Raw genomic sequence first — 24,047 nt, 5'->3', positions numbered from 1 at the left:
GACGCTCTCGGGGCTGCTGTTCTACCTCACCAGCGCCAACTCGGGCGCGATAGGGACGGGTGCTACGCAGGCCATCCATGGCCCCGATCGGTGGCCGGATGTCACGTGAGACCGATGTGTACTACCGGCTTGAGGTGTTTACGCAGACAGGGTCCGGCGGCTATGACCTGATGGGGCTGACAAAACAGCAGGTCATCGACGACGTGCTGGAACGATACGAGACTCACCTCGCCTTCCTCACCTTCTCATCGCAGACCGATACCGCCTCAGTCCTCACGCCAAGGTTGTAGGAGCCGGGTTTACCCGCGATGAACGCACCGCGGTTTACCTGATGTACCGCGGCGCGGCCATCGCAGCCAAGGCTGGCTCCTACCTGGAATTGAGGTCAGGTCCTGAACTTGGTCAGCATCCCATTGAGCTCTACCGCCAGGCGCGAAAGATCCTGGCTGGCAGCTCGGGTCTGGGTGGCGCCTGTCGCGGTTTGCATGGACAGGTCCCGTATATTGACCAGGTTACGGTCTACTTCATGGGCAACCTGGGCTTGCTCTTGGGATGCCGACGCGATCAGCAGGTTACGATCATTGATCGAAGAGATCGAATGGGCGATCACTTCCAACGCCTCTCCAGCCGCCTGAGCCACCTGACCGAGCATGGCGGGTTCATGCCCAACGGTATCTCACCCGTGCTGGCCGGCATCATCGTTGTGATCTTCTCGCTGGGTGGAAGCGAAATTGCTGCTGTCGCGGCCGGTGAATCGGAAAACCCACGCAAGAACGTCATCAAGGCGATCAAGAGCGTCATCCTGCGCGTGATGTTGTTCTACATAGGTTCGGTATCGATCCTGATCCTGTGCATGCCCTGGACCGACAAGGCCAACCTGGCGTCGCCCTACGTCTCACTGTTCAGCATGGCCGGGTTCACCGGTGCTGCGGTCGCGATGAAGCTGGTGCTGTTCATCTCGTTCATGTCGGTCATGAACTCGTTCATGTTCTCGAACTCTCGGATGCTGTTCTCCCTGAGCCAACGTGGGCATGCCCCGGCGATGTTCTCTCGCACCACCGCCAAGGGCGTGCCGGTCAATGCACTGGCGCTAAGCTTTTCGATCTGCGTCGCGATCCTGGGAATTCACTTCGTTAGCGGCGGGGATCTGTTCCTCATGCTTGCCAAAAGCAGCGGGGCCTTTGTCATGATCATCTGGATTTTCATCATCCTCTCCCACCTGGCGATGCGCTGGAAAACCCGGCACGAACCTGTCGATCCAAAGGCTTTCAGGGCTTGGTTCTACCCCGTTTCCAACTTCATTGCACTGTTCGCCCTGGTGGCGGTGCTGGCGACTCAAGCGTTTAATCCGAGTTCGCAGTTCCAGTTCTGGTTCACCGTTGCGACCACGCTGGTCATCGTTGGCTCGTACTTCCTGCTTCGCAAGCGACTGGCCAATAACAACGAAGCCTGCGCAGTCCAGAACTGATACCGCAATGAAAACGCACCGCGGTGTGGCCATCACCCCATAGGTATCTACACATCTTTTGGTGTACTGCATTTCGTAGCAGTGGACGAGTAGAACGAGGCCACGTCCGGCTGCGCAGCAGTCGTAAAACCTGGCACTTCAGTATTCAGATACACCGCGAGTACAGGCTTTGCGAGGACTACGTCCCCGGACCTGGCCTCGCTGAACTCGTCTACTGCTACGAATGTAGCCGCTGACGAGGTACGAGGCTGCGATCGGCAGCGAAGCGGCCGTAAAACCTGAGACCGTAATCCATCAGGCACACCGAAGGGCCTGAATTTACGACGGCTTCGCCGCCGATCGCAGCCTCGTACCTCGGCAGCGGCTACAAGAGCCGCGCTGCCCCAGAATTGTGTAGATACCTATGGCCATCACCCTGTAGGAGCCAGCCTTGGCTGCGATTGCCGCACCGCGATTTGCCTGATGCACCGCGGCGCGCTCATCGCAGCCAAGGCTGGCTCCTACATCAGACCTTGAACTGATTGATCAATTCACGTTGCTGCCCGGCCAGTGTCGCAAGCTCGGAACTGGCCTGGCGGGCCTGTTGCGCCCCCTCGGTGACCTCTCGGGCCACTTGCCCGATAGTGCTCACGTTGCGGTTGATGTCTTCAGCGACGGCGCTCTGTTCCTCGGCGGCGCTGGCGATCTGGGTATTCATATCATTGATCACTGATACTGCTCGCGTAATTGACTCAAGGGCGTGGGCAGCTTCATTGGCCTGGACCACGCTCTCTTCAGTCCTGGCCTGGCTGCTTTCCATGATCTTGACCACTTCCCGGGTGCCTTGCTGAAGCTGCTGGATAATCCCGTGAACTTCCTCGGTGGCTCGCTGAGTCTTCTGCGCCAGGTTGCGGACTTCGTCCGCGACCACGGAAAATCCTCGGCCCTGTTCACCGGCCCTGGCCGCCTCAATCGCTGCGTTAAGCGCCAACAAATTGGTTTGTTCGGCGATGCCGCGAATGCTCACCAGGATGGCGTTGATATTCTCACCGTCCCGGGCCAGGCTCTGCACGGCGCCCACGGCGCTGCCCATATCACCGGCCAGGCGGGTAATCGAGTCGGCAGTATTGACGACCAGAGCGCGTCCCCGATGGGCAGCCTGATCGGCGTTGCATGCCGCTTGGGCAGCATGGCTGGCATTGCTCGCGACCTCTTGCGCCGTCACTGCCATCTCATGCACGGCAGTGGCCACCTGTTCGATTTCGGCAAGCTGCTTGTGGATGTTTTGATCCGTGCGAATCGCGATGCTGGCGGTGTGTTTTGAAGCCGCATTGAGTTCCTGCACCGAACCCACCACTTGACCGATCATGACTTGCAGCTTGTTCAGAAACAGGTTGAAGCCGTTAGCGATCGTGCCCAGTTCATCACGACGATCGCTGTGCAGCCGGCGGGTCAAGTCACCCTCTCCCTGGGCGATATCTTCAAGCATGGCGACCATTCGCTTGAGCGGGTTGGCGATTCCGTAGCCCACCAGCCAGATCACCAGCAGCCCAATGCCACCAATCAACAGACCGACCAGCACCATGCCGAGGATTTCCTTATCCCGAAACGCCGATAAGTCTTGCTGCAGCTGGCGCGATTCGGCCATCACGACGTCAATGGGTAGCTGCAGCATCAGCGTCCAGCGTGAGCCGGTATCAGCGATGGCAAATGACAGCACTAGCCTGATCTGCCCTTGAGCCTTGTCGACCTCATAGAGCGCAGCGTCATTGCCCAGGCGCTCGAGGCTGGCCAGTACCTGGGGCGCCAATACCAGATTGGCCGGCTCGCCCAGTTTGCTCGCGTCCTGGGTGTAGGCCACCAAATGACCATTATTGGCAATCAGCGCTATCTCACCGGCCCCGTCATAGAGATTTTTGCCCGCATTGACCAGAAGATCCTGGATAAAGTCGACAGACAAGTCAGCGCCGACGATGCCCTGGAATTTATCCTTGACCACAATAGGGACGACAAAGGAGGACAGCATCACCGTCTTGCCCCCCAGCGTGAACGGTGCCGGGTCAGTCACGCAGTTGTGTCGTGTCTCTTGCGGGCACAAATAATACTCGCCTGCACGCAGGCCGCTGGGTAGCAGCGTCTGGTTCTCCATGTCGGATAGCGGTTGCGCCGCCAGGCTGCCGTCGTCGTTGCGAAACCACCAAGGGCCAAATCGGCCACTGGCGTCATGCGTCTGGGTATCGGTGCCAGCATAGGTTGCATCGATGCTGCCAAATGCGTTTTTCTCCCAGCCGATATAGGTCGTCAGCAGTTTGGGGTGGGTGTGCAACGTGTCGCGGGCCAAGCGCGATAACTGCTCGCGACTACTGGCAAGCACGGTATCTGTCGCCGGGTGGTCGCCAAGCAGGTGATGAGTGCGAGCCAGATCGGCGGCGATGATCAGGGGTACTTCCAGTTCGCGCTGAATCTGGCTGACTTGCTCCTGTGCAATCGAGACCAAGCGCTTTTCGATGACTTGCTCAAGCATGCCCTGGGTGACCTTCTGGACCAACGCCTCGGTACGGGCCCCGGAGAACAGCGCATAAACCACCAGTGCAGACACCACCGCAAGGACGCTGGCGCCAGCCAGCGCGACAACGGAAAACTGAATGGACTTGAATTGCATAGAACCCCCCAAATGTCACCATCGATAGTGCTCGGGGGATCACTTGTCCTGTGGTCGCGCGAACAGCGGATCACGGTATACCATAATACGCTGTTTCTCAAAGCCATCTTGCTGCGCATGGCGACAAGGGGAAGTGGTGCTCGCACTCAATTCTGAACGTGCTCAAAGGCTCTCTCAGGATCAGCCACTTGCGTCACAGATAATGACTGTGTCTGAAACGGCAGTTTGCGGCGGCTGACTCTATCCACCAAGTAAACCAGCCCGTGGTAGTCAATGCCACTATGGTGGGTCAAGCCAATCTCGCAGGTACGGCTGGTGGAGATGCCTTCGTCGCAGAATCGCACGGCGTCCTTGAGATTGCGCAGCGCGTGGCTGTTCAGTTGCGGGGTGGTGAAGCCCTTGTCGCCGGCGAAGCCGCAGCAATGGATGCCCTCGGGTATGACCACCTGCTTGGCACAACGCCGGGCGATGTCGATCAACGCTTGCGCTTCTCCGAGGTGCTGGGTGCTACAGGTGACATGCACGGCGATCGGTGCCTCCTGAGGCTCGAACTCCAGACGGTCGAGCAGATAGGTGCGAATGAAGCGCACCGGGTCATGGATCTCAAGTCGCTCATCCGCCAGATCTTGCATCAGCCGCAGGGTACAGGGGCTGGTGTCGCAGTAAATCGGGTCGAGCCCGCCGCGGCTGGCCTTGAGCAAGGCACCTAGGGCTTCCTGGCGTTTATGCTCTGCCTGTTCGGCGTAGCCTTTGGAGGCAAAAGGCTGGCCGCAGCAAAGCTCGTTCAGGTTGTCCGGGAACACCACCTGGTAGCCTGCCTTTTCCAGCAGGCCGCACGTTTTATCGAACAGTGTTTGCTGCTCTTGATCCTTGGCCGCCGGGCCCATGACGCGGGACACGCAGGCGGCCAGGTACACCACCCGCGGGCGCTCGTCCTGGGTGGCGGGCGTGGGGAGCTGCAGGCGCTGTACGGGCTGCGGCATCGCCGGTGTCCATTGGGGCAGCCTGCCTTGGCTGACCTTGGTCAGGGCCGTCGTGGTCTTGATGAACCGCTGCGTGCCCAGCATCCGGTGTGCGGTGTTGGCCAGATACAACGTGAAACGGGCACCCTGCACGGCCGAGGCGAAATGCTCGACCAGCCAGTTGGCCGCTCGGGGGTTGCCTGACTGGGTACCGCGCAGTTTTCTAATCAGATCCCCGGTGTTGATGCCCACCGGACAGCGCTGGGCGCACAGCCCAGTGGCAGCGCAGGTATCAAGCCCGTGGCGCTGATAGGCGCGCTCCAGCTCAGTGGTATCCATGCCGGCACGCTTGCGCGCCTGGATGTCGCGCCAGATGACGATGCGCTGACGTGGGGTCAGCGTCAGGCCGTTGGACGGGCAAACCGGTTCGCAGAAACCACACTCGATGCACTTGTCGACGATGTCGTCGGCGGCCGGCATCGGCTTGAAGTTTTTCAGGTGGATTTGCGGATCTTCAGATAACACCACATCGGGGTTGAGAATGCCGCGAGGATCGAGCAGGCGCTTGATTTTCCACATCAGCTGGTAGGCTTCAGTGCCCCATTCAAGCTCGACGAAAGGCGCCATATTGCGCCCGGTGCCGTGCTCGGCCTTGAGTGCACCGCCGTATTCCACGGCGACCAGTTGGGTCACGTCGCCCATGAAGGCTTCGTAACGGGCCACCTGGCGCGGGTCATCGAAACCCTGGGTGAAAACGAAATGCAGGTTTCCTTCAAGGGCGTGGCCGAAAATGATCGCTTCGTCGTAACCATGCTTGTCGAATAGTTCGAGCAGCCGGTTAACGCCTTCGGCCAGTTTTTCGACCGGAAAGGTCACGTCCTCGATGATCACCGTGGTTCCCGTCTGGCGCACTGCTCCAACTGCCGGGAAGGTGTCCTTGCGGATCCGCCAGAGCTGGTTGTAGACCACCGGATCGTCACTGAAGTCGACTTGTTTCTCCACCGGGAAATGCACGATGGAGGCCATGACTTGCGCCAGTTGCTCTTGCAGCAGCGCAGCGCTCGCGGCACGTGACTCGATCAACAGGGCACAGGCGCCGGCAGACAGTTCACGTACCCACGCGGGCATGCCAGCCATGTTCTCCACTGAACGCAGGCTGCGTCGATCAAGCAGCTCCACGGCCGCGACAGGCTGTTGTTTGAGGACCGGTACCGCATTGCAGCAGGTTCCGACGTCGGGAAAGACGATCAGTGCGCTGGCCTTGTGTGGGTGATCGGGCACGGTGTCATAGGTCACCGCACTGATGAACCCCAGGGTCCCTTCGGAACCCACCATCAGGTGATTGAGAATATCCAGCGGGTCCTCGAAATCGATCAGGGCGTTGATCGAGAAGCCGGTGGTATTTTTCAATCGATACTTGTGGCGAATCTTGCTGGCCAAGTGGGTATTGGCCCGGGTCTGCCGACCCAGTTCGGCGAGTTGCTCCAGCAGCTCGCCATGGCTCGCGCGAAAGGCGGCGACGCTGGTCGGGCTTTCACTGTCCAGCACGGTGCCGTCAGCCAGGACCAGACGCAAGCCCGCAAGGGTGTGATAGGTATTCTGGGCCGTGCCGCAGCACATGCCGCTGGAATTGTTGGCGACGATGCCGCCGATCTTGGCGGCGCCGATCGACGCGGGATCAGGACCGATCTTGCGCTTGAAGGGCGCCAGTGCAGCATTGGCCTGGGCTCCGATGACGCCGGGTTGCAGACGAATCTGCAGGCCTTCGCCACGGATATCCCGGCGGTTCCAATGGTCGCCCAGGACGATCAGTACCGAGTCGGAAATCGCCTGGCCTGACAGGCTGGTGCCGGCGGCGCGGAAGGTCACCGGCACGCGTTCGGCATCGGCCAGCTTGAGCAGCGCGACCACTTCGTGTTCGGATTCGACCCGCAGCACCAGCTTGGGAATCAGCCGGTAAAAGCTGGCATCGGTGCCAAACGCGAGGGTCGAGAGCGGATCATCGAAACGCCGATCACGGGGGATCAGCCTTTCGACGGCGGTGGTAAAAGTCACCGGTAACATTGCTTGTCTCCATCAATCACCGCTGCACCCTGGCGGATGTGCCAAGCCACAGCGGCGGGTCAAACGGCGAATCAGCGGTGCTATGCACGACCGCTGACGGTCCGATCACTTGGCCAAAATGCTCCGGGAACGGGTCGACGAACCAGCCCGAGTCTCGATAAGCCGGGCAAACCGGCGTTTGCTCGCTTCGGGATTGATGAGTAGCAAGCCGATGGCACTGGTGATAACGCACAGCACGCCAGCGACCACGAAACCCTTGTCATAGCCCAGCGCAGGGGTTGTGGCGCCCTGGATGAAAGCGCCCATCAGTGCGGGAGCGACCAGGCCGCCGGTGGTGGCAAGGGCGCTATTGATGGACATCATCGAGGAGCGCTGCCCGGCTGGCATGATCTCGGCGACGATCGCCGAACTCAGCACGAAGGTGATCTGTGGCAAGTTGCAGCCAATCGCCAAGAGGATGACTTTGAGCAGTGGATTTTGCACAAAGAAGACCGCGAACAGAATCAGTGCACCGCCAATCAGCACCAGCAAGGAGGTCAACCAACCCCGTGCATACTTCGAGGCGAGCCCAGATTTGAGCAACCGCTGGGACACCCAGGAACCGCCGAGGACGATCGGGATGTTGAACGCGGTGAACACCATGAACATCCAGCCAGCGTCAGTCGGGTCGTAGTGCATCACCTTGCCCATATAGGAGGGTACCCACGTGAACATCACCGAAAAGATCCAATAGCTGGTCCAGTACATCAACATGTTGGCCAGGAAGGTTCTGTCGGTAATCAGCTGCCAATATGGCAGGCGGGGAGCATCGGCATCGGCCTGCACCGAGCCTTGCTCAGTGACCTTGCCTTCAGCACCGAAGTAAGCCCACAGCGCCATCCACACCAGGCTAGCCACACCCAGCGCCATAAACGCCGCATGCCAACTCCACTTCACCACGACAAAGGTCAGCAGCGGGCCGGAGATCAAAAGGCCCGCGGTGACGCCCTGAAAGATCACGGCAGACGGCAAGTTGCGCTTGTCGTTGGGGAACCACTTGTAGCAGGAATGCAGCGCCAACGGATAAGCCGGCCCCTCCCCCGCACCGAGCAGGATGCGTGAAAAATACAGCAGCGGTACCGAGGCAACAAAGGCCAGCGGAAACTGCGCCACACCCCAGATGCCAGCACACACCAGCAATAGTTTCTTGGATGACACCCGCTCGGCGACGAAGCCAAAACCGATGGCCGACAACGAGAATAGAAGGAAAAAGCTACTGGCGATCATGCCGAACTCAGCGGGAGAGAGTCCCAGGTCGGCCATCAGGGGCGCTGCGACGATGCCGAGAATCGCCTTGTCCATGAAGTTGATCACCATGAACACGGCAAGCAGGATCGTGATGACCCAAGCATGCGTTTTGGTACTTTTAAAGCGAGCCATATCCCACCTCAGAATTATGTTGAACCATCGGGGCGTCGTGAGCGAACCGAAATGGGCTTAACTAAAACATTCTGAAAACAAAGGACCGGATGGGATCCGGCCTCGAGGACGGGGGACTCCTGAAATGCGAAGGACTTGGCTCAAGATAGCAGGAAACGATGTGTTCACAGACATGACGTTCTCCAGGCTGACTGAAGGTACTTTGGCCCCAGTCGAATTGTTGTTGTTGTTTTTATCGCGATCGCACAATAACTATATAGCACTATAGCTAAGAAGGTATAGGGGTTTTGTCTCCGCCCGTCAGAAGACGCACAGCGCTATAGCGCCCGCTGGGGGTTCATATCAAGTAGGGGGTTTGCCAAGCGTCGGCAGCCTTGCTGCAAGTTTGCGTTAAACCTGCAGCGGGCCGACTTGGAGCCAGGGGATGGCCCCTGTTATAGGGAACCCGACGCGGTCAAGGCTCCAGGTTGGCATCCAGGCGCAGTCGATAGCTATTGAGCGGAATGAACGCCTCCTGAAAATACAGCGGCCGTCCATTGTTGCCCATGGCGAGAAATTCAAGTACCGCGCCGACTGACCCTTCTTCCAGCGCCAACTGGTGGCACACCTCGTCCGGGAAACGTTCGCAACGCAGCTTCTGGTCGAGGCTGACGATGCTGATGTTGTACCGGTTGAACAACAGCGCCTTGAAGTTTGCCCCGGCAAAGTCGAGCAGTTCTGTCTCGGCAAACGCCGGGAAGCGGTCGCTGTCGATATAGAAGTGGCTGAAACACTGGAACAGCTCCGCCACTGCGAACACTCGGTCAACCTTGACCACAGTGCGCACGTTCGAGCCCAGCTTGTCTGCCCATTCTTTACCGTCCAGCCCGGTTTCCTGGCCGACCACCGTGGCATAGATCGGCAGGACCTGCCCGTCGCCGTCCTCGAAGCGCAAGTGCATGGGCGACATCATCGGCTGGGTTCGCTCGGCCACGAAAGTGCCATGCCCATGACGACGCACGATCACTTTGGCCTGAACCAGTTCACGCAGCGCTTTCTGCACCGTCCCGAGGCTAAACGGGGTAATGGCCGCCAGTGTGGATTCATTGGGTAACTGGGAGCCCGGCCCCCAGTAGCCATCATTGATCGCCGCCAGCAGGGTTTCCCGCAACTGCGCGTATTTGGGCAAGCCGAGCACTTCCTGTGACTGATAACGATCGTAAAAATCAATCGTCTCTACTTCCGACATTTTTGTTCTCCTTCAGACCCATCCGACAATGCTTGCCAGAGAGCCGTTGACTAAAGCTATATAGCTTCATATTATAGCTTGTAACGCTCGAAAATGCGCCGCAGTGCCTGCCTGATTCGACATCGGTACTAACCGCCCTTGGCGTGAGGCAAAAATAGCAGCCGTGCTCTTGGCAGGATGATCCATGGAACAACACTCGCTCGTCATCATTCTTGTCGCTGTGGCCGTTGGCAGTTACCTGCAAGCTTTCACCGGGTTCGCACTGGGTATTGTCGTACTGGCGATTGCCGTACTCACCCACGCCGCCCCCATCGCCACCGTTGCCACTACCATCACTATCGTCGCCCTGCCCGGCATCGCCATCGCCCTGGCTCGCCACTGGCGGCATATTGACCGAGCCTCGTTCTTCCAGACCCTCATTGGCCTGGTACCGGGCACACTGCTGGGCCTGTGGTTACTGGGCCAAATGGGCGAAGAGCATACCGCCCTGCTGCAACTGTTGCTGGGCGGGCTGATTGCGGCAGGCGGTATTGCCTTGTTCATCAAGCCACGCCCTCACCCATCCCGTTCAAGCCCCATGAGCTTCGTCATGATGGGCGTGCTCGGCGGCTTGATGGGCGGCCTGTTTAGCATACCGGGGCCGCCGCTGATCTATCACTACTATCGTCAGCCGGTTTCCATTCAGGCCATTCGCACCAGCCTGCTGGCGCTGTCCGGCGCCATGTCCCTGGTCCGTTTGGTGATGCAGGGGCTGCAGGGCGAGCTGAACGCAGAGGTCATGTCGCTTGGCATCCTGTCGATCCCAGTCGCGATGCTCGCCAGCTGGCTGTATGTGCGTTTTCCGCCGCAACTCTCGGACCTGAGTATGCGTCGCGGTGCCTTCGCCCTCTTTGTCGCGATGGGCGGTTTCATCTCGCTCACCGCGGTGCTGCCCAGCGCCCTTGCCGCCCCTGTGAAATCGGTTGTGGCGGCGCCCCCAGGCAAAACTTTTCCCGTTGTGTCACCGCAGTACTCAAAGCCTATGCCTTGAGCTTGTAGATCCCTGCCCTAGAGATAAAAACAATGAAATATCTACGGTTAACCGCACTGCCCACCCCGTTGCTCGGCCTGTCCAGCCTCGTCATGTGCTGCAATGCCTCGGCGGACTTCATAGCCGACAGCACTGCCAACCTGGACATTCGCAACTTCTACATGAACCGCGATTATCGGCAACCGGGTAGCCCAGAGACGCAGGATGAGTGGACGCAGGGATTCGTCATGCATGCTGAGTCCGGCTTTACTGACACAGCCATTGGCGTGGGGCTGGATGCCCATGCCGCGCTCGGCCTGAAACTGGATTCGGCCCGCGGTCGCAGCGGCGACAATGGCATCCTTGCGCAAAGTGCCGACGGCACGCCAGCGAGCGAATTCAGCGAACTGGGCTTCACCGCAAAACTCAAGGTATCCAAGAGTGTCCTGCGCCTGGGTACGCTTTACCCGACCCTGCCAGTGCTGAACTATAACTTCGGGCGCCTGCTGCCTTCGAGCTACAGCGGTGGCATGCTGACCTCGAATGAGATCGACGGCCTGACGGTCAATGCCGGTCGCATCACCCAGGCAAACCTGCGCAACTCCAGCAGCAATGACCGCATCACTTATTACCGCGGCGGCGTGGAAAGCGATCACTTCGACTTTGCCGGCGGCAGCTACAAACTCACCCCAGAGTTGACCACCAGCTATTACTACGGCGAACTCGAAGACATCTATCGACAGCATTTCGTCGGCCTCGTCCATACCGTGGCACTGAGCAAAAGTGCGAGCCTGCGTACCGACCTTCGGTACTTTCGCAGTAACGATGACGGCACTGCAAAAATGGGTCGTTTCGCCAATAACAACCTCAACGGCATGGTCAGCCTGACGTTGGGTGGCCACAAGTTCAGCGGCGCCTACCAGCGCATCTCCGGTACGGGTGAGTTTCCGTTCATTGGCAACGATCCCTATATCGTCAACTTGTCTTTCTACAACACCTTTGCCCGTGAAGAAGAGGATTCCTGGCAAGTGCGCTACGATTACGATTTCACGGCACTCGGAATGCCCGGCCTGACCTTCATGACCCGTTACGTCAGCGGTGACCACGCGCTTGTCCAGGGCCGCGAGCAGGGTACCGAGCGCGAGCGCGACATCGATCTTACCTACACGGTGCAGAGCGGTCCGCTGAAGAACGTCTACGTCCAGATGCGTAATATCAATTTCCGCTCGGGTAGCGGACTGGACCGTGATGTGGACGAGAACCGCGTGCTGGTCGGCTATAAATTGGCGGTCTGGTAAGCACAAAGCCGGCGCGGGGCAATCCCGCGTCGGTTCGCAGGAGCATGGTTTGCCGATGATTGATTGCCGTGGACTTCAGGAACATCGCGTCACCGTTCATCGCGGGTAAACCCTGCTCCTATGTATGGACTCGCCCCCACTATCAACCCGCTTTTGAACACTGCTACCCGGCTGCATCTATGTATAAGGCCTACTCGAGGAAGCCTGATCGGCTTCTGGCCAACATTCAATAAGCTCGCGGTATGCCAATTACGTTAAGGCCTCAAGGGCCAGTAGGAGCACAGGCATCAATCCGCGACGGTCTGACCTGGGGTCAATGTTCTTTAGCAAGGGTTGGAGCGCTTTAACGCCCCGGTGGCAGAACTCTGTGGATCAGTGACTCATCGTCGCCTCCTGGACATTGCCCATGTGGCGACGATAGGTCTGCTCGGTTTTCAGTAATACCCAGACGATGCGTAGGGTACGGTTGGCCAATCGGACGGCCGTTTCCTTGCGACCCAAGCGACACAGCCAGCGCAGCAAGCGCCGGTCATCGGGTTGTTCCGAATCAGGCCGCACCTGTCTCAAGACCGCATGCGCGCCCTGGATCGCCAGGCTGCGTAGGTAGGCGTCGCCCTGCTTGCTCATCTTGCCCAGCCGGATTTTCTGTCCGCTGCTGTGCTGAGTGGGCACCAAACCAAAGTAGGCGGCAAACTGGCGTGCGTTGGCGAAGCGCTCAGGCTCGACCTGCTTGGCCAGCAGCGCGGTGGCGATGATCGGACCGATGCCACGCACCGTCATCAACCTTTTCGCCGTCTCATCCTGCTGTGCGGCCGTTTCCAGTCGGCCGGTCAACACGCTGACGCGCTCGCCCAACTGGCTCCATTCGCCGAGCAGCTCAGCAATCAGCTCGCGCAGCAGATCCGGCAGCGGCTGGGTGGCATCCTCGAGTATCCGCGGCACCACCCGGCTGATCGCCGCCTCACCTTGCGCCAAGGCCACGCCATGCTCGAGCAGCAAGCCACGCATCTGATTACCCATGGCCGTGCGCCGCCGCACATAGCCCTGGCGGGCGCGATGCAGTGCCTGCATGGCCAGCGCCGCGGCACTTTTGACCGGCACTGAGACAATCCGACTATCTCGACCCGCCCGCAAGATCGCATGTGCATCGTTGCGATCATTCTTCGGCCCGCTGCGATGATCGGCCACATGCTGCGCAGGCAGGATCCGCACCGGGTTGCCTTGGGCCTGCAGCAACCGCGCCCATGCCTGAGCGCCTGGGCCTGTTTCCATCAGCACCATGACGCTCATGGGCAGTTGGCGAAGAAACGCCTGGAAGGCTTCGCGCGATTTGATTCGGTCCTCGTACACCACTTGGCCCAGGGCGTTTTCCCCGGCCACCTGGAAGACCCTCTTGGCAAGATCTACCGAGACGGTCGAACAGGTTGCTAGGTCGGCTGAAGACAAAGAGTGATTGTTGGTCGTATGCTTTTTCATGGGCTCGCCCTCGCTGTCGTTGGCTTCTTTATAGATGCCACCGTGGCGCATAGACGCCTCGGTTGGGGCGAGTCCATGTAATTACAGTACGGCCCAAAGAGACACTCCGGCCAGACAGGCCACCACCCCGCTCGTCAACAACACCGACGTGACATCGGCCCGCAAACGCCCGGTTAGGATGGCGCGAGCGCTGCGCCGGTAGCGACGTCGCTGGGTCATCCAGATGTACATCGCGGCGAACACACTCAGTAGCGCCAGCACTGCACCCACCCTCCCCTGGGTTTGCATCCAGCGCAGAAAAATACAGGCGACAACCAACAACACCAACAGGGTACGCCCCCAGGCCAGGGAGGTTCGTTCCGGCTGCAACCCGGCGTCATCGTGCGGTGCCTGAAGCGGGCGCACGACAGGGCGACGACGTGCCATGGCTCAATGCACCTGACGCAACAGGAAAACACCAATCAACACCAGCGTCACCAGCGCACCCCCCATCGACAGCAGGGGCACCAGCAGCGGCAGTGGCAGCGGGGCCTTGTTGCGCAGTGCCCGTTCAACATTCAGCCAGCGCATGCAAGCCGAGCCGCTGATGAGCATCGCCATCAGCAGCAGGGAAACCGAGAGTGTCGTGCGCACCGCTGAGGTAAACACATCCAGGGTAAAGGCCTCCACGGCGATGCCGCCGGCCAGCAGTGCCAAGGCGGTGCGGATCCAGGCCAAAAAAGTTCGCTCGTTGGCCAGGGTGAAACGTGGATCGGGTTCACTGCCGCTCGCCAGCAGCCGTGAGGCTAGCCGGCCGCGGTCGCCGCGCCCGGCGGTGCTCAAGTCTTTCTGTTGTGCCGTCATGATCTGTCTGCCTGTTGAATGCCAAAACCAAAAAAGCCCTCGACGGCAGTCTGCCGTGAGGGCCTTTACTGTCGTGTAGGAGCTGGCTTTAGCCGCGATGAACGCACCGCGGTTTGCCTGACGTACCGTGGTGCGTTCATCGCGGCTAAAGCCAGCTCCTACATCGGCGTTGGGCTAAGCCTGCACCCTGGCGTTATCCATGGGCGTCGTGATCACGGTGCGGGCCTTTGGATAAAGCTCATCTTCCTTGATCATGTCCGCCGCTTTTTCGGCGATCATCATCGCCGGGGCGTTGGTGTTGCCAGAGATCAACGTCGGCATGATCGACGCATCGACCACCCGCAGCCCTTCAATTCCATGAACCCGCAGCCGCTCGTCAACCACCGCTTCTGGGCCGCTACCCATTTTGCAGGTGCCTACCGGGTGAAAAATTGACGAGCCGTTGCGGCGAACAAAACTCAGCATGTCTTCGTCTGTCTGCACCGACACACCTGGGTTGTACTCATCGGCGATGTAACCTGCCATGGCCTGGCTCGCTGCAAGTTTGCGGGCCATTTTGAAACCACGAACCATGGTTTGCCGATCTTCTTCGGTGGCCAGGTAGTTGGGTTCGATCCAGGGGGTATCCTTTGGGTTCTTCGAACGAATCCGCAATTCACCACGACTGGTCGGGCGCAACTGGCAGACCGACATGGTGAACCCGGGCCATTTATGGGGTTTGCCAGCCGTCATGTCCGCACTCAGCGTGCCGAAGTGGAACTGAATATCGGGGGTCTTCTCTTGCGGGCGGCTCTTGGCGAACATGCAGCCCTGCTGGATACCCACCGACAGCGGCCCCTTGCGCAAGAAAGCCCACTTCATGCCGATCAGCGCCTGGCCCCAAAGTGTCCGCAGTTGGTCGTTGGTGGTGATCGGCTTGGTGCACTTGAACATAATGCGGATCTGCAGGTGATCCTGCAGATTGCGACCGACACCCGGCAATTCATGCACCAGGTCGATGCCGTGTTCTTCCAGCACCTCCCGTGGGCCGATGCCGGACAGCTGCAACAGTTGCGGCGATTGCAGGGCACCCGCGCACAGCAGGACTTCCTTGCGTGCCTTGGCCGTTACCGGTTGCCCTGCCCGCTCATAAGCGATCCCGACCGCACGCTTGCCACTCATCAGGACCTTGCTGGCCTGAGCGTCGGTTTCGACGGTCAGGTTCTTGCGGTCGCGGATTGGCTTCAGGTAAGCCTTGGCTGCCGAGCAACGCCAGCCATTGCGCGTGGTGAGCTGGAAATAGCCAACGCCTTCCTGCTGCGCGCCATTGAAGTCATGATTACGTGGCACACCGATCTGGTTGGCTCCGCGGATAAAGGCTTCAACCAATTCGTTGGGCTCGCGCAGGTCCGATACATGCAACGGACCGCTGCCACCGTGGTACTCGCTTTCGCCTCGCTCGTTGCACTCCATTTTCTTGAAGTAAGGCAGCACGTTGCGCCAGCCCCAACCCTGGTTTCCCTGCGCTTCCCAATGGTCATAGTCCTGCGACTGGCCACGGATGTAGACCAGGCCATTGATCGAGCTGCAGCCGCCCAGGGTTTTGCCCCGTGGCCAGTAGATGGGGCGGTTATCCAGCGCGGGCACAGGCTCGGTATGGAAGGACCAGTTATAGGTCGGGTTGAACATGGTCTTGCCATAGCCGATCGGCAGGTGAATCCAGAAGTGCCTATCGTTCGGGCCCGCTTCGAGCAGCAGGACAGTGTTTTTTCCGCCTTCACTGAGACGGTTGGCCAAGGCGCATCCGGCTGAGCCTGCGCCCACCACGATGTAATCGTATTCAGGTCCGTTCATGGGTGTTCTCCTTGCTGGTTGGCCGGCCGGGCCCTGCACAGCCCGCCCGCCTTATTGTTTTCAGGAGCCGAGGCAATGCCTCAGTTGAAATCCACCGCAACCCCTGGAGGTGGCGAGTACCCCAGGTCACCACGGGCCACCACCGCTTCACGGCCACCGTTGAGCTCCAACAGCTCGGCCTGACGCTTCCTGGCACGGGCATCCACATCCTTGGGAATACAGACGGTTTCCATCTTGGCGCGGTACTCGGCGACCAGCCCCTCGTGGCCCGGAATCTCAGCCAGGTTGAGCAGTTCTTCCGGGTCTTCCAGCAGATCGAACAGATGCGGCGGGTAATCGACGTAGTGAACGTACTTGTAACGGTCGTCGCGGATCATGAAGGCACCGGTCGCCGAGCCCATGCCGTGGTATTCGGCGAAGGCCAGACGATCGCCATCGGGCTGGTTGGCCAGCGTGAACAGGGATTCGCCCGAGAGGGTTTTTTCGGCTTCGGTGGGGGCAATGCCGACCGCTTCGAGAATGCTCGGGTAAACGTCGATATGGGTAATTGGGGTCTTTTTCTCGATGCCCGCCGGGATGCCGTCACCGGAGATAATCAGCGGCACACCCACGGCTTCTTCAAACATCGTCGACTTGCCCCAGAGGCCGCGACTGCCCAGGTTGTCGCCGTGGTCGCTGGTGTAGATGATCCGCGTGTCATCGCGCAGGCCGCTGCCTTCGAGGGCACTCATCACCTTGCCAATGTTTTCGTCGAGGAAGCTGACCAGGCCGTAATAGCCGGCCAAGGCACGACGTACCTTGTCTTCGGTGTCGAAGAAGTCGTCATAGGCAAAGCTTGAGGCGTAATCCTTGATGAACGGATGGTTCGGGCGCTCGGCCTTGTCGTACAGCTTTGGCCAAGGCAGGTTGTCATCCAGGTAGTAGCGATAGAAATGCTCGGGCGGTGCAGTCAGCGGGAAGTGCGGGGCGACGAAAGAGACGAACAGTACCCATGGCTTGTCCTGGTGTTTCGGCGCTTCTTCACGCAACCAGGTCTGCGCCAGCGCAGCGATGTTGCGGTCGTACATGGTGTAGGACGACTCACCTGGACCGGCCTGACCGGCCATTTTCCAGGCGCCACCGCGACGCGGCAGGTCTTCGCGCACCAGGCCCATCAGGTCGCCTTTGCCTTCGATGACATGCATCGGCACGATTTCCTGACTGAAACCGTTGTCGTCATCGATGGAGCGAAAGTGCAACTTGCCGATCGATACGCAGTGCTGGCCTTCGTCACGAACACGGTGGTGCCAGCTGGTCACGGAACCATCGTAGGGGTCGGCGTTGTCCCAGAAACCCATCTGGTGGATGTAGCGGCCGGTGGCAAAGGTCGCACGGGCCGGAATGCATACCGGCGAGTTGCAATAGGCGGAGGTGAACCGAGTACCGCTGGCGGCGATGGCGTCCAGGTTCGGCGTCTTGACGAAATCATTGCCGTAGCAGCCGAGGGCTTTAGGGTTATGTTCATCGGACATAAACACGATGAGGTTTTTGGCTTTAGTCATGTTGTTCTCCAAAGCTAGACAGCTACATAGCTTTCTACAGGGAAATTTTTTTACAGATCCAGCACCAGCGTCGAGCTCTTGGAACGGGAGCAGCAGATCAGCAGGTGCTCCTGTTTTTCGTCGTCACTGAGAATGAAATCGCGATGGTCGACCTCGCCGTCGATAAAACGGGTCTTGCAGGTGCCGCAGATGCCGGCCTCACAAGAGGTTTCGCACGGGAGGCCGGCTTCACGCAGGACCTCTGCGATGCTCTTGCTGCTGGGAACATCAAGGGTTTGGCCACTACGAGCCAGGGTGATCTGGAATTCACCCTCACTGGCGGTGCTGGCGCTTTGCGGCTGTACAGGTGCCGCAAAGTGCTCAAAGTGCACCGTGCCTTCTGGCCAATGCTCGGCCGCCGCCTTGACACCTGCCATCAGCCCGCCTGGGCCACAGCAATACAGATGAGTACCGGGCTCGTGATGCATCAGCAGTTCGCGGATGTCCAGGCGACGGGCCGGATCCCCCCCGTCGTAATGGATGACGACGTGTTTGCCGAGCAGCGACGACAGGCGCTCCTTGAACGCGGTGCGTTCAGGCGTCTCGCCACAGTAGTAAAGAATGTATTCAGCGCCGCTCGCTTCAAAATGCTCGAGCATCGCCATCATCGGCGTCACGCCGATGCCTCCACCGATCAACAGATGCCGCTGTGCTTTGTCGACGACGGGGAAATGATTGCGAGGTTCGGAAACTTGCAGGAGATCGCCAGCCTTCACGTTGCTGTGCAGGCTGCGCGAACCGCCGCGGCCATCGGCAACGTTCAATACGCCGATCACATACCGGCCCCGCTCTTGCGGGCTGTTGCACAGGGAGTACTGACGAATGAAACCGCCGGGCAGGTGCACGTCGATATGCGCACCCGCGGTGAAAGGAGGCAACGGTTTGCCTGCCGGATCGACGAACTCGAAGGTGTTGATACCAGCCGCCTGGTTCTCGATGCACCGTACTTTGACTGTTTGCATGCTGCGCCTCGATCTTTTTTTGTTGTCTGGGCGATGAGTCGTCAGTTTGTCGGGCCTGGCCCGGCCAAGCCCGACAACCCAATCAGCGCTTCTGGAAGAGCTGCTGATCGTCGAGCTCATCGAGACGCTGGCGTACATAAGCGTCGCGCTCACTGGCCGGGAAACGATCAGCGTCCTTCATCACACCGATGACTTTGCGGTTGATTTCCATCAGCAGTTCGCGATCGTCACGGGCCGGGGCACGGGCGATTTTCAGCACCGAATCCTGGGAGTACATGGCCAGCGGGTCATCGCTGTCCAGGTCGGCACGACCCACCGGCTTGCCTTCGGCCAGCTTGCGAGCAGCATCACGCAACAGCTTGCGGCACAGGTAGACACCGATGTCCGAACGACCTGGGTGTTCCATGCCGTGAATCGCGATGGGGCGCTGGCTGACCAGTGCTTCCCAGTCGCCCGGTGCACGCTGACCTTCTTCATAGGTGCGGCTGCCGGTCTGTCCTTCGAGGAAGTCGATCTTGTCTACGCCACAATCTTCTTTGCAGCCCAGATGACGAGGGTCCACTTCATCGTTGAAATGGCGCCAGCCGAACAGGATGGTATTGGTGTCGTCCACCGGCACGTGCCAGCGGCTCATGGCAACCGTGGAGTGACGCTCTTCGGCCGCCGACGGCACCAGCGAGCCGATCTGGCACAGGTGCGGGAACGTCATTTCGGTGATGCGAGTCCACACCTTGTCTTCGCCTACGCGACGCCCGGCGACGAATGCAACTCCGTTGCCATCTCGGGTCGGTTCCCAGTGCATGACCGGCATGTCACCGAAGCCTTCCAGGGAGACACCGGCGGAGGTCGCTGCGTCCACGCCTTCAACGGTCATGTTGTTATGCAGCACCGCCGTGTGCATGTGGTCCATGATGTTCTCGAACACCTGCAGCCAGTTGCAGGGGTAGACGTTGGAGAAGGCCACAAGCTCCGTACCGGCCGGCTGGGTGAAGGATTCGTACTCAGGGAACTTCGGCTTCTGATCCGGTGGGCCCATGTAGGCGAACACCAGGCCGTGGCGCTCGAACGCCGGGTAAGCGGGCTGGCAGATGCTCTCTTTGAGCTTGCTGCCTTCCGGCTCGCAAGGGGTTTCCATCAGCGTACCGTCTACGCCCCACTTCCAGCCGTGGTAGCAGCAACGAATGCCATTTTCCTGGATGATGCCGAATTCCAGCGAAGCGCCACGGTGGGCACAGTGGCGATGCAGAACACCGATCTGACCGCTACGATCACGGAACGCCACCAGGTCTTCACCGAGAATACGGATGGCCTTTGGCAGCTCGCCCAGCTCCTCGGACAGGCAAACCGGGTGCCAGAAACGGCGCATGTACTCGCCCATTTCGGTGCCTGGGCCAACGCGGGTCAGCTCGGCATCTTCGGTCGGGATGATGTTGTAGTGGTAGCCACCGAAAGGAATGTTCTGCGCTTTACCATCTGCACGGCTCATGGTTCGATCCTCATCATTACTATTATTGTTAGGGTAAGCATCACTTCGCGGACTAAACGGAACTTGCCTGGCTGACAAAGCGAGTCTGCAAGTAAGCATCCAGTCCTTCAGGGCCACCTTCGTGACCGATACCGCTTTGCTTGGTGCCACTGATCGGCGCATCTGCCAAAGCGGGGGTAAAGCTGTTGATGCCGATCCAGCCGGCATCGAAGCCTTCGCTAACAGCCGCTGCTCGTTTGATTGAGTGGGTGAAGGCGTAGGCTGCCAAACCGAAATCCACACCGTTGGCGCGCTGCATGACTTCGTCGAAGTCGCTGAACGGCATAATCGGAGCGACCGGGCAGAAGGGTTCCTCATGCAGAATGCGCGATTGCGGATCCAGATCGGTCAGCACGGTTGGCTGGAAGAAATACCCGCGATCGAACATTCGATTGCCGCCCGCGGCAACCGTGGCGCCTCGCGATTTGGCATCGGCCACCAGATCCATCGTCGACTCCAGGCGCCGAGCGTTGGCCAGCGGGCCCATGCTGATGCCCGCTTGGAGGCCATTGCCGACTTTCACTGCATTGGCGAATTCGACAAAGTGACGAGTGAACGCCTCATAAACCCGTTCATGCACGAAGAAGCGGCTGGCCGATACGCAGACCTGGCCGGCATTGCGGAACTTGAAGCTGGCACAGGCGCGAGCCACGGCCTGCACATCCACATCGTCGAACACCACCACTGGCGAATGTCCGCCCAGCTCCATGGTGACGGGCTTGAGCTGCTTCGCTGCCAGGGTACTGAGCAGACGTCCAACAGGCACGGAACCTGTGAACGAAACCTTGCGAGTAATCGGCGAAGCAATCAGCAGTTCGGAAACCTGACTCGGTTCGCCGAACAGCATGTTGATCACACCCTTGGGCAAACCGGCATCAATGAAAGCGCGGATGACACCGACACAGACACCGGGGGTTTCTTCGGCGGGCTTGACCACCACCGAGCAGCCGGCAGCCAGGGCTGCAGCCACCTTGCGCGCCACCAGTACGGCCGGGAAGTTCCAGGGGGCAAAGGCCGCGACCGGACCGATCGGGCGCTTCACGGTAGTCTGCACCAGCTCAGGCTGACGCGGCGGCAGCAGACGGCCGTAGGCACGCTTGCCCTCCTCTGCACACCATTTGATGGTCTCCACTACCCGGTCAATCTCACCGCGGGCATCAGCCAAGGGTTTGCCGTTTTCGAGGGTGAGCACCTGAGCCAGGTTTTCGCGGCGCACCTGGATCAAGTCGGCGGCACGGTTCATCACCACCTGACGGTCCCAGGCCGAGACAGTTCGCCAGATTTCGAAACCTTCCTGCGACGACGCCAGCGCGTCCGCGATGTCCTGCTCACTCGCCAGCGGGAGATGGGCCAGTACTTCTTCAGTAGCGGGATTGACTACCGGGAGGGTGCGGCGACCCTCGCCAGCGCGCCATTGACCGTCGATATACAGACCTAGCTCTACTTCATACATGGATCTTGCTCCTGCTGGTTGTCTGAGCGGTGAACCAGGGCGGATAGCGCGTGGTGCGCATTGTTATTTTCACCCTTTCGAAAACTATATAGCTATAGCTTTATTGGTGTCAAACACTTCACACAGGATTTTTTCGGCGCCCACGACAAACGATGAACGCCTTTTGGGAGCCCGCGATGGAGAAAAGGGGGAATTGCGAGACCGGGGCAACCTGAGTCAGGAGCTCGCGGCACTGGATGAGAATTTTCGGCTTGCGGGAGGTGCTGAAGAACTGGCGACTACGGAATCAGGCCTGCCTGGACGAAGCCAAGGCCCTAGGGGAAATTGCCAACGATGCCAATACCACAGCGATGGCCAAATTTTTCTGGAATACCCGGGAAGGTGCGGTGCTCTGCGCCAAGCTGGAAAAATCCCGAGCCGCACTGGATGAAACCCGGGACGCCTTTATCGCCCTGGTCAGCTGCAACCTGTAAGCGTCATGAACCACCGTATCTGCCTGTGTAAAGCATCCGTGGTCATTTTTTTTGCTTATCGTCCGCATCATCCTGGCTTGCGGATTTGCCGCCAAACAAACCAAAGAGGTTCTGCGTGTTCAAGTAGAGCGCCTTGGATTGCTCGACGTACTGGCTCATCAAATCCTGCATGACCGGCGCCTGCTGCTGCATGAACTCACCCCAGGCCCGGGAGGACTGCTCGCCCGTCTGAGTCTGGATGTCCATGACCGTCTCGATGCTTTTTTCCAGATAGTTGCCGAACACGCCCTGCAGAGGGCCATAGAAACGGATGATGCCCATCAGCATATCGCTGGAGAAGATCGGCTCACCGCCGCTTTCAGCGTCTTGAATGACTTGCAGCAAGATGCTGCGCGTCAGGTCCTCGCCGCTCTTGGCGTCGACCACTTGGAAGGGAATCTTATCGATGACCAATTGGCGAATATCGGCCAGGGTCACGTGGCTGCTTGTGTGGGTGTCGTACAAGCGGCGGTTGGGATATTTCTTGATCAGGTGCGAACTGTTCTGACGATCGGGCGGCATGGGGCGTTTCTCGAGGAGGTGCAGGAATCGGCGTTATCTTATCCTACTCTCCAAGCAAGCTTCACAGTGCCGTTAGATGCAGGCGCAACGGTGCGCCCTGAGGGCATAGGTATCTACACAATTCTGGGGCAGCGCGGCTCTTGTAGCCGCTGCCGAGGTACGAGGCTGCGATCGGCGGCGAAGCCGTCGTAAATTCAGGCCCTTCGGTGTGCCTGATGGATTACGGTCTCAGGTTTTACGGCCGCTTCGCTGCCGATCGCAGCCTCGTACCTCGTCAGCGGCTACATTCGTAGCAGTAGACGAGTTCAGCGAGGCCAGGTCCGGGGACGTAGTCCTCGCAAAGCCTGTACTCGCGGTGTATCTGAATACTGAAGTGCCAGGTTTTACGACTGCTGCGCAGCCGGACGTGGCCTCGTTCTACTCGTCCACTGCTACGAAATGCAGTACACCAAAAGATGTGTAGATACCTATGCCCTGAGGGCGCACCGTTCACGGCAATTGCCGAATCAGCTCATGTTCAAGCCGCCATTGACCGAGAAGTCGGCGCCCGTGGCGTAGCCGGCTTCGTCTTTCGCCAACCAGGCGACCATGGAGGCAATTTCTTCCGGCTGACCAAGGCGTGCGGCGGGGATGCCCGCGACAATCTTTTCCATGACATCTTCACGGATGGTGGCCGTCATGTCCGACTGGATATAGCCAGGGGAGATGGTATTGACGGTGACGCCCTTGTTGGCCACTTCCCGCGCCAGTGCCATGGTGAAACCATGGATGCCGGCCTTGGCGGCCGAATAGTTGGTCTGACCGAACTGACCGCGCTGGCCATTGACCGATGAGATGTTGATGATGCGTCCCCAGCCGCGTTCGAGCATGGGGTCGATGACCTGCTTGGTGGTATTGAACAGGCTGTTGAGGTTGGTAGAGATCACCGCGGTCCAGTCCTCGGGGGTCATTCTCCTGAACGTTGAATCACGCGTGATACCTGCGTTATTGACCAATACGTCGATTGGGCCCACTTCCTCACGAATCTGGTTGAAGGCCTGTATGGTGTCATTCCAGTTCGACACGTCTCCGGTTGCATGATGAAACTCGAAGCCATCACGCATCTGTTGCTCAAGCCAAGCTTCCTTGCGGGTAGACGTCGCACTGCAGCCAGCAACCACAATAAAGCCATCACGAGCCAGTCGGCGACAGATTGCTGTGCCGATCCCACCCATACCGCCCGTAACCAGTGCAACACGCTTGTTGGTCATTA

At 59.4% G+C, this 24,047-nt stretch carries 17 protein-coding genes and 4 pseudogenes; 5 read left to right on the top strand and 16 right to left on the bottom strand.

All coding sequences use genetic code 11. The features are described 5' to 3' along the window. The first annotated feature begins 77 nt into the window (after nucleotides 1–77). On the top strand, nucleotides 78–290 hold the full coding sequence (locus AC3IX4_RS10645; protein WP_489260484.1) for a hypothetical protein: 213 nt from the start codon (nucleotides 78–80) through the stop codon (nucleotides 288–290). Nucleotides 291–385: 95 nt separating this feature from the next. Here AC3IX4_RS10645 and AC3IX4_RS10640 read toward each other — a convergent pair. Then, a pseudogene (locus tag AC3IX4_RS10640) lies at nucleotides 386–643 on the bottom strand (methyl-accepting chemotaxis protein); the annotation flags it as partial. Here AC3IX4_RS10640 and AC3IX4_RS10635 point away from each other — a divergent pair. After that, a pseudogene (locus AC3IX4_RS10635) lies at nucleotides 632–1,468 on the top strand (amino acid permease); the annotation flags it as partial. The pseudogenes AC3IX4_RS10640 and AC3IX4_RS10635 overlap by 12 nt on opposite strands. 505 nt (nucleotides 1,469–1,973) lie before the next feature. On the opposite strand, the gene AC3IX4_RS10630 reads toward AC3IX4_RS10635, so the two are convergent. The 5 genes and pseudogenes from AC3IX4_RS10630 to AC3IX4_RS10610 all read right to left on the bottom strand — a co-directional run bounded on the left by AC3IX4_RS10630 (nucleotide 1,974) and on the right by AC3IX4_RS10610 (nucleotide 9,782). Then, on the bottom strand, nucleotides 1,974–2,816 hold the full coding sequence (locus AC3IX4_RS10630; RefSeq protein ID WP_489261264.1) for a methyl-accepting chemotaxis protein: 843 nt from the start codon (nucleotides 2,814–2,816) through the stop codon (nucleotides 1,974–1,976). A gap of 15 nt (nucleotides 2,817–2,831) precedes the next feature. Continuing rightward, nucleotides 2,832–3,032 (bottom strand): annotated as a pseudogene (locus tag AC3IX4_RS10625) (HAMP domain-containing protein); the annotation flags it as partial. Nucleotides 3,033–4,333: 1,301 nt separating this feature from the next. After that, nucleotides 4,334–7,135 (bottom strand): annotated as a pseudogene (locus AC3IX4_RS10620) (FAD-binding and (Fe-S)-binding domain-containing protein); the annotation flags it as partial. 105 nt (nucleotides 7,136–7,240) lie between these two features. After that, nucleotides 7,241–8,554: an MFS transporter gene (locus tag AC3IX4_RS10615; protein WP_489260483.1), complete on the bottom strand. Its 1,314-nt coding sequence runs from the start codon at nucleotides 8,552–8,554 to the stop codon at nucleotides 7,241–7,243. Nucleotides 8,555–9,008: 454 nt separating this feature from the next. Further along, complete coding sequence (locus AC3IX4_RS10610; protein ID WP_489260482.1) at nucleotides 9,009–9,782, bottom strand: GntR family transcriptional regulator; 774 nt, start codon at nucleotides 9,780–9,782, stop codon at nucleotides 9,009–9,011. A 184-nt stretch (nucleotides 9,783–9,966) separates the two neighbouring features. Here AC3IX4_RS10610 and AC3IX4_RS10605 point away from each other — a divergent pair, with 184 nt between their 5' ends. Continuing rightward, nucleotides 9,967–10,812, top strand: a complete 846-nt coding sequence (locus AC3IX4_RS10605; protein ID WP_489260481.1) for a TSUP family transporter — start codon at nucleotides 9,967–9,969, stop codon at nucleotides 10,810–10,812. A 32-nt stretch (nucleotides 10,813–10,844) separates the two neighbouring features. Continuing rightward, nucleotides 10,845–12,089, top strand: coding sequence for an OprD family porin (locus AC3IX4_RS10600; protein ID WP_489260480.1), 1,245 nt, complete (start codon nucleotides 10,845–10,847; stop codon nucleotides 12,087–12,089). A gap of 372 nt (nucleotides 12,090–12,461) precedes the next feature. On the opposite strand, the gene AC3IX4_RS10595 is transcribed toward AC3IX4_RS10600, so the two are convergent. From AC3IX4_RS10595 to AC3IX4_RS10560, 8 genes are all read right to left on the bottom strand, one after another. Beyond that, complete coding sequence (locus AC3IX4_RS10595; RefSeq protein ID WP_489261185.1) at nucleotides 12,462–13,565, bottom strand: IS110 family RNA-guided transposase; 1,104 nt, start codon at nucleotides 13,563–13,565, stop codon at nucleotides 12,462–12,464. Nucleotides 13,566–13,646: 81 nt separating this feature from the next. Beyond that, a complete protein-coding gene (locus AC3IX4_RS10590) occupies nucleotides 13,647–13,991 on the bottom strand; it encodes a DUF202 domain-containing protein (protein WP_489260479.1) in 345 nt (114 codons plus the stop codon). 3 nt (nucleotides 13,992–13,994) lie between these two features. Then, a complete protein-coding gene (locus tag AC3IX4_RS10585; protein WP_489260478.1) occupies nucleotides 13,995–14,408 on the bottom strand; it encodes a YidH family protein in 414 nt (137 codons plus the stop codon). A gap of 174 nt (nucleotides 14,409–14,582) precedes the next feature. Further along, nucleotides 14,583–16,241 carry a GMC family oxidoreductase gene (locus AC3IX4_RS10580; RefSeq protein ID WP_489260477.1) on the bottom strand — a complete coding sequence of 553 codons (1,659 nt, stop codon included), beginning with the start codon at nucleotides 16,239–16,241 and terminating at the stop codon, nucleotides 14,583–14,585. An 80-nt stretch (nucleotides 16,242–16,321) separates the two neighbouring features. Beyond that, nucleotides 16,322–17,782 (bottom strand): sulfatase family protein, encoded by a 1,461-nt coding sequence (locus AC3IX4_RS10575; protein ID WP_489260476.1) that lies wholly within the window; start codon nucleotides 17,780–17,782, stop codon nucleotides 16,322–16,324. 50 nt (nucleotides 17,783–17,832) lie between these two features. After that, nucleotides 17,833–18,783, bottom strand: a complete 951-nt coding sequence (locus AC3IX4_RS10570; RefSeq protein WP_489260475.1) for a PDR/VanB family oxidoreductase — start codon at nucleotides 18,781–18,783, stop codon at nucleotides 17,833–17,835. An 82-nt stretch (nucleotides 18,784–18,865) separates the two neighbouring features. Beyond that, a complete protein-coding gene (locus tag AC3IX4_RS10565; RefSeq protein WP_489260474.1) occupies nucleotides 18,866–20,269 on the bottom strand; it encodes a Rieske 2Fe-2S domain-containing protein in 1,404 nt (467 codons plus the stop codon). Nucleotides 20,270–20,321: 52 nt separating this feature from the next. Further along, nucleotides 20,322–21,761 carry an NAD-dependent succinate-semialdehyde dehydrogenase gene (locus AC3IX4_RS10560; protein WP_489260473.1) on the bottom strand — a complete coding sequence of 480 codons (1,440 nt, stop codon included), beginning with the start codon at nucleotides 21,759–21,761 and terminating at the stop codon, nucleotides 20,322–20,324. Between the two features lie 236 nt (nucleotides 21,762–21,997). Here AC3IX4_RS10560 and AC3IX4_RS10555 point away from each other — a divergent pair, with 236 nt between their 5' ends. Further along, complete coding sequence (locus AC3IX4_RS10555) at nucleotides 21,998–22,234, top strand: TetR family transcriptional regulator C-terminal domain-containing protein (protein WP_489260472.1); 237 nt, start codon at nucleotides 21,998–22,000, stop codon at nucleotides 22,232–22,234. A 42-nt stretch (nucleotides 22,235–22,276) separates the two neighbouring features. Here the strand turns inward: AC3IX4_RS10555 and phaR are convergent, their stop codons facing one another. After that, nucleotides 22,277–22,795 (bottom strand): polyhydroxyalkanoate synthesis repressor PhaR, encoded by a 519-nt coding sequence (gene phaR, locus AC3IX4_RS10550; protein WP_489260471.1) that lies wholly within the window; start codon nucleotides 22,793–22,795, stop codon nucleotides 22,277–22,279. Between the two features lie 506 nt (nucleotides 22,796–23,301). Then, nucleotides 23,302–24,045, bottom strand: coding sequence for a beta-ketoacyl-ACP reductase (locus AC3IX4_RS10545; RefSeq protein WP_489260470.1), 744 nt, complete (start codon nucleotides 24,043–24,045; stop codon nucleotides 23,302–23,304). Nucleotides 24,046–24,047: the final 2 nt, after the last annotated feature.

This window comes from Pseudomonas sp. KH_021 (assembly GCF_057838865.1).
The sequence above is the reverse complement of the archived record's forward strand: the minus strand, read 5'-3'. Positions and strand labels throughout refer to the sequence as shown.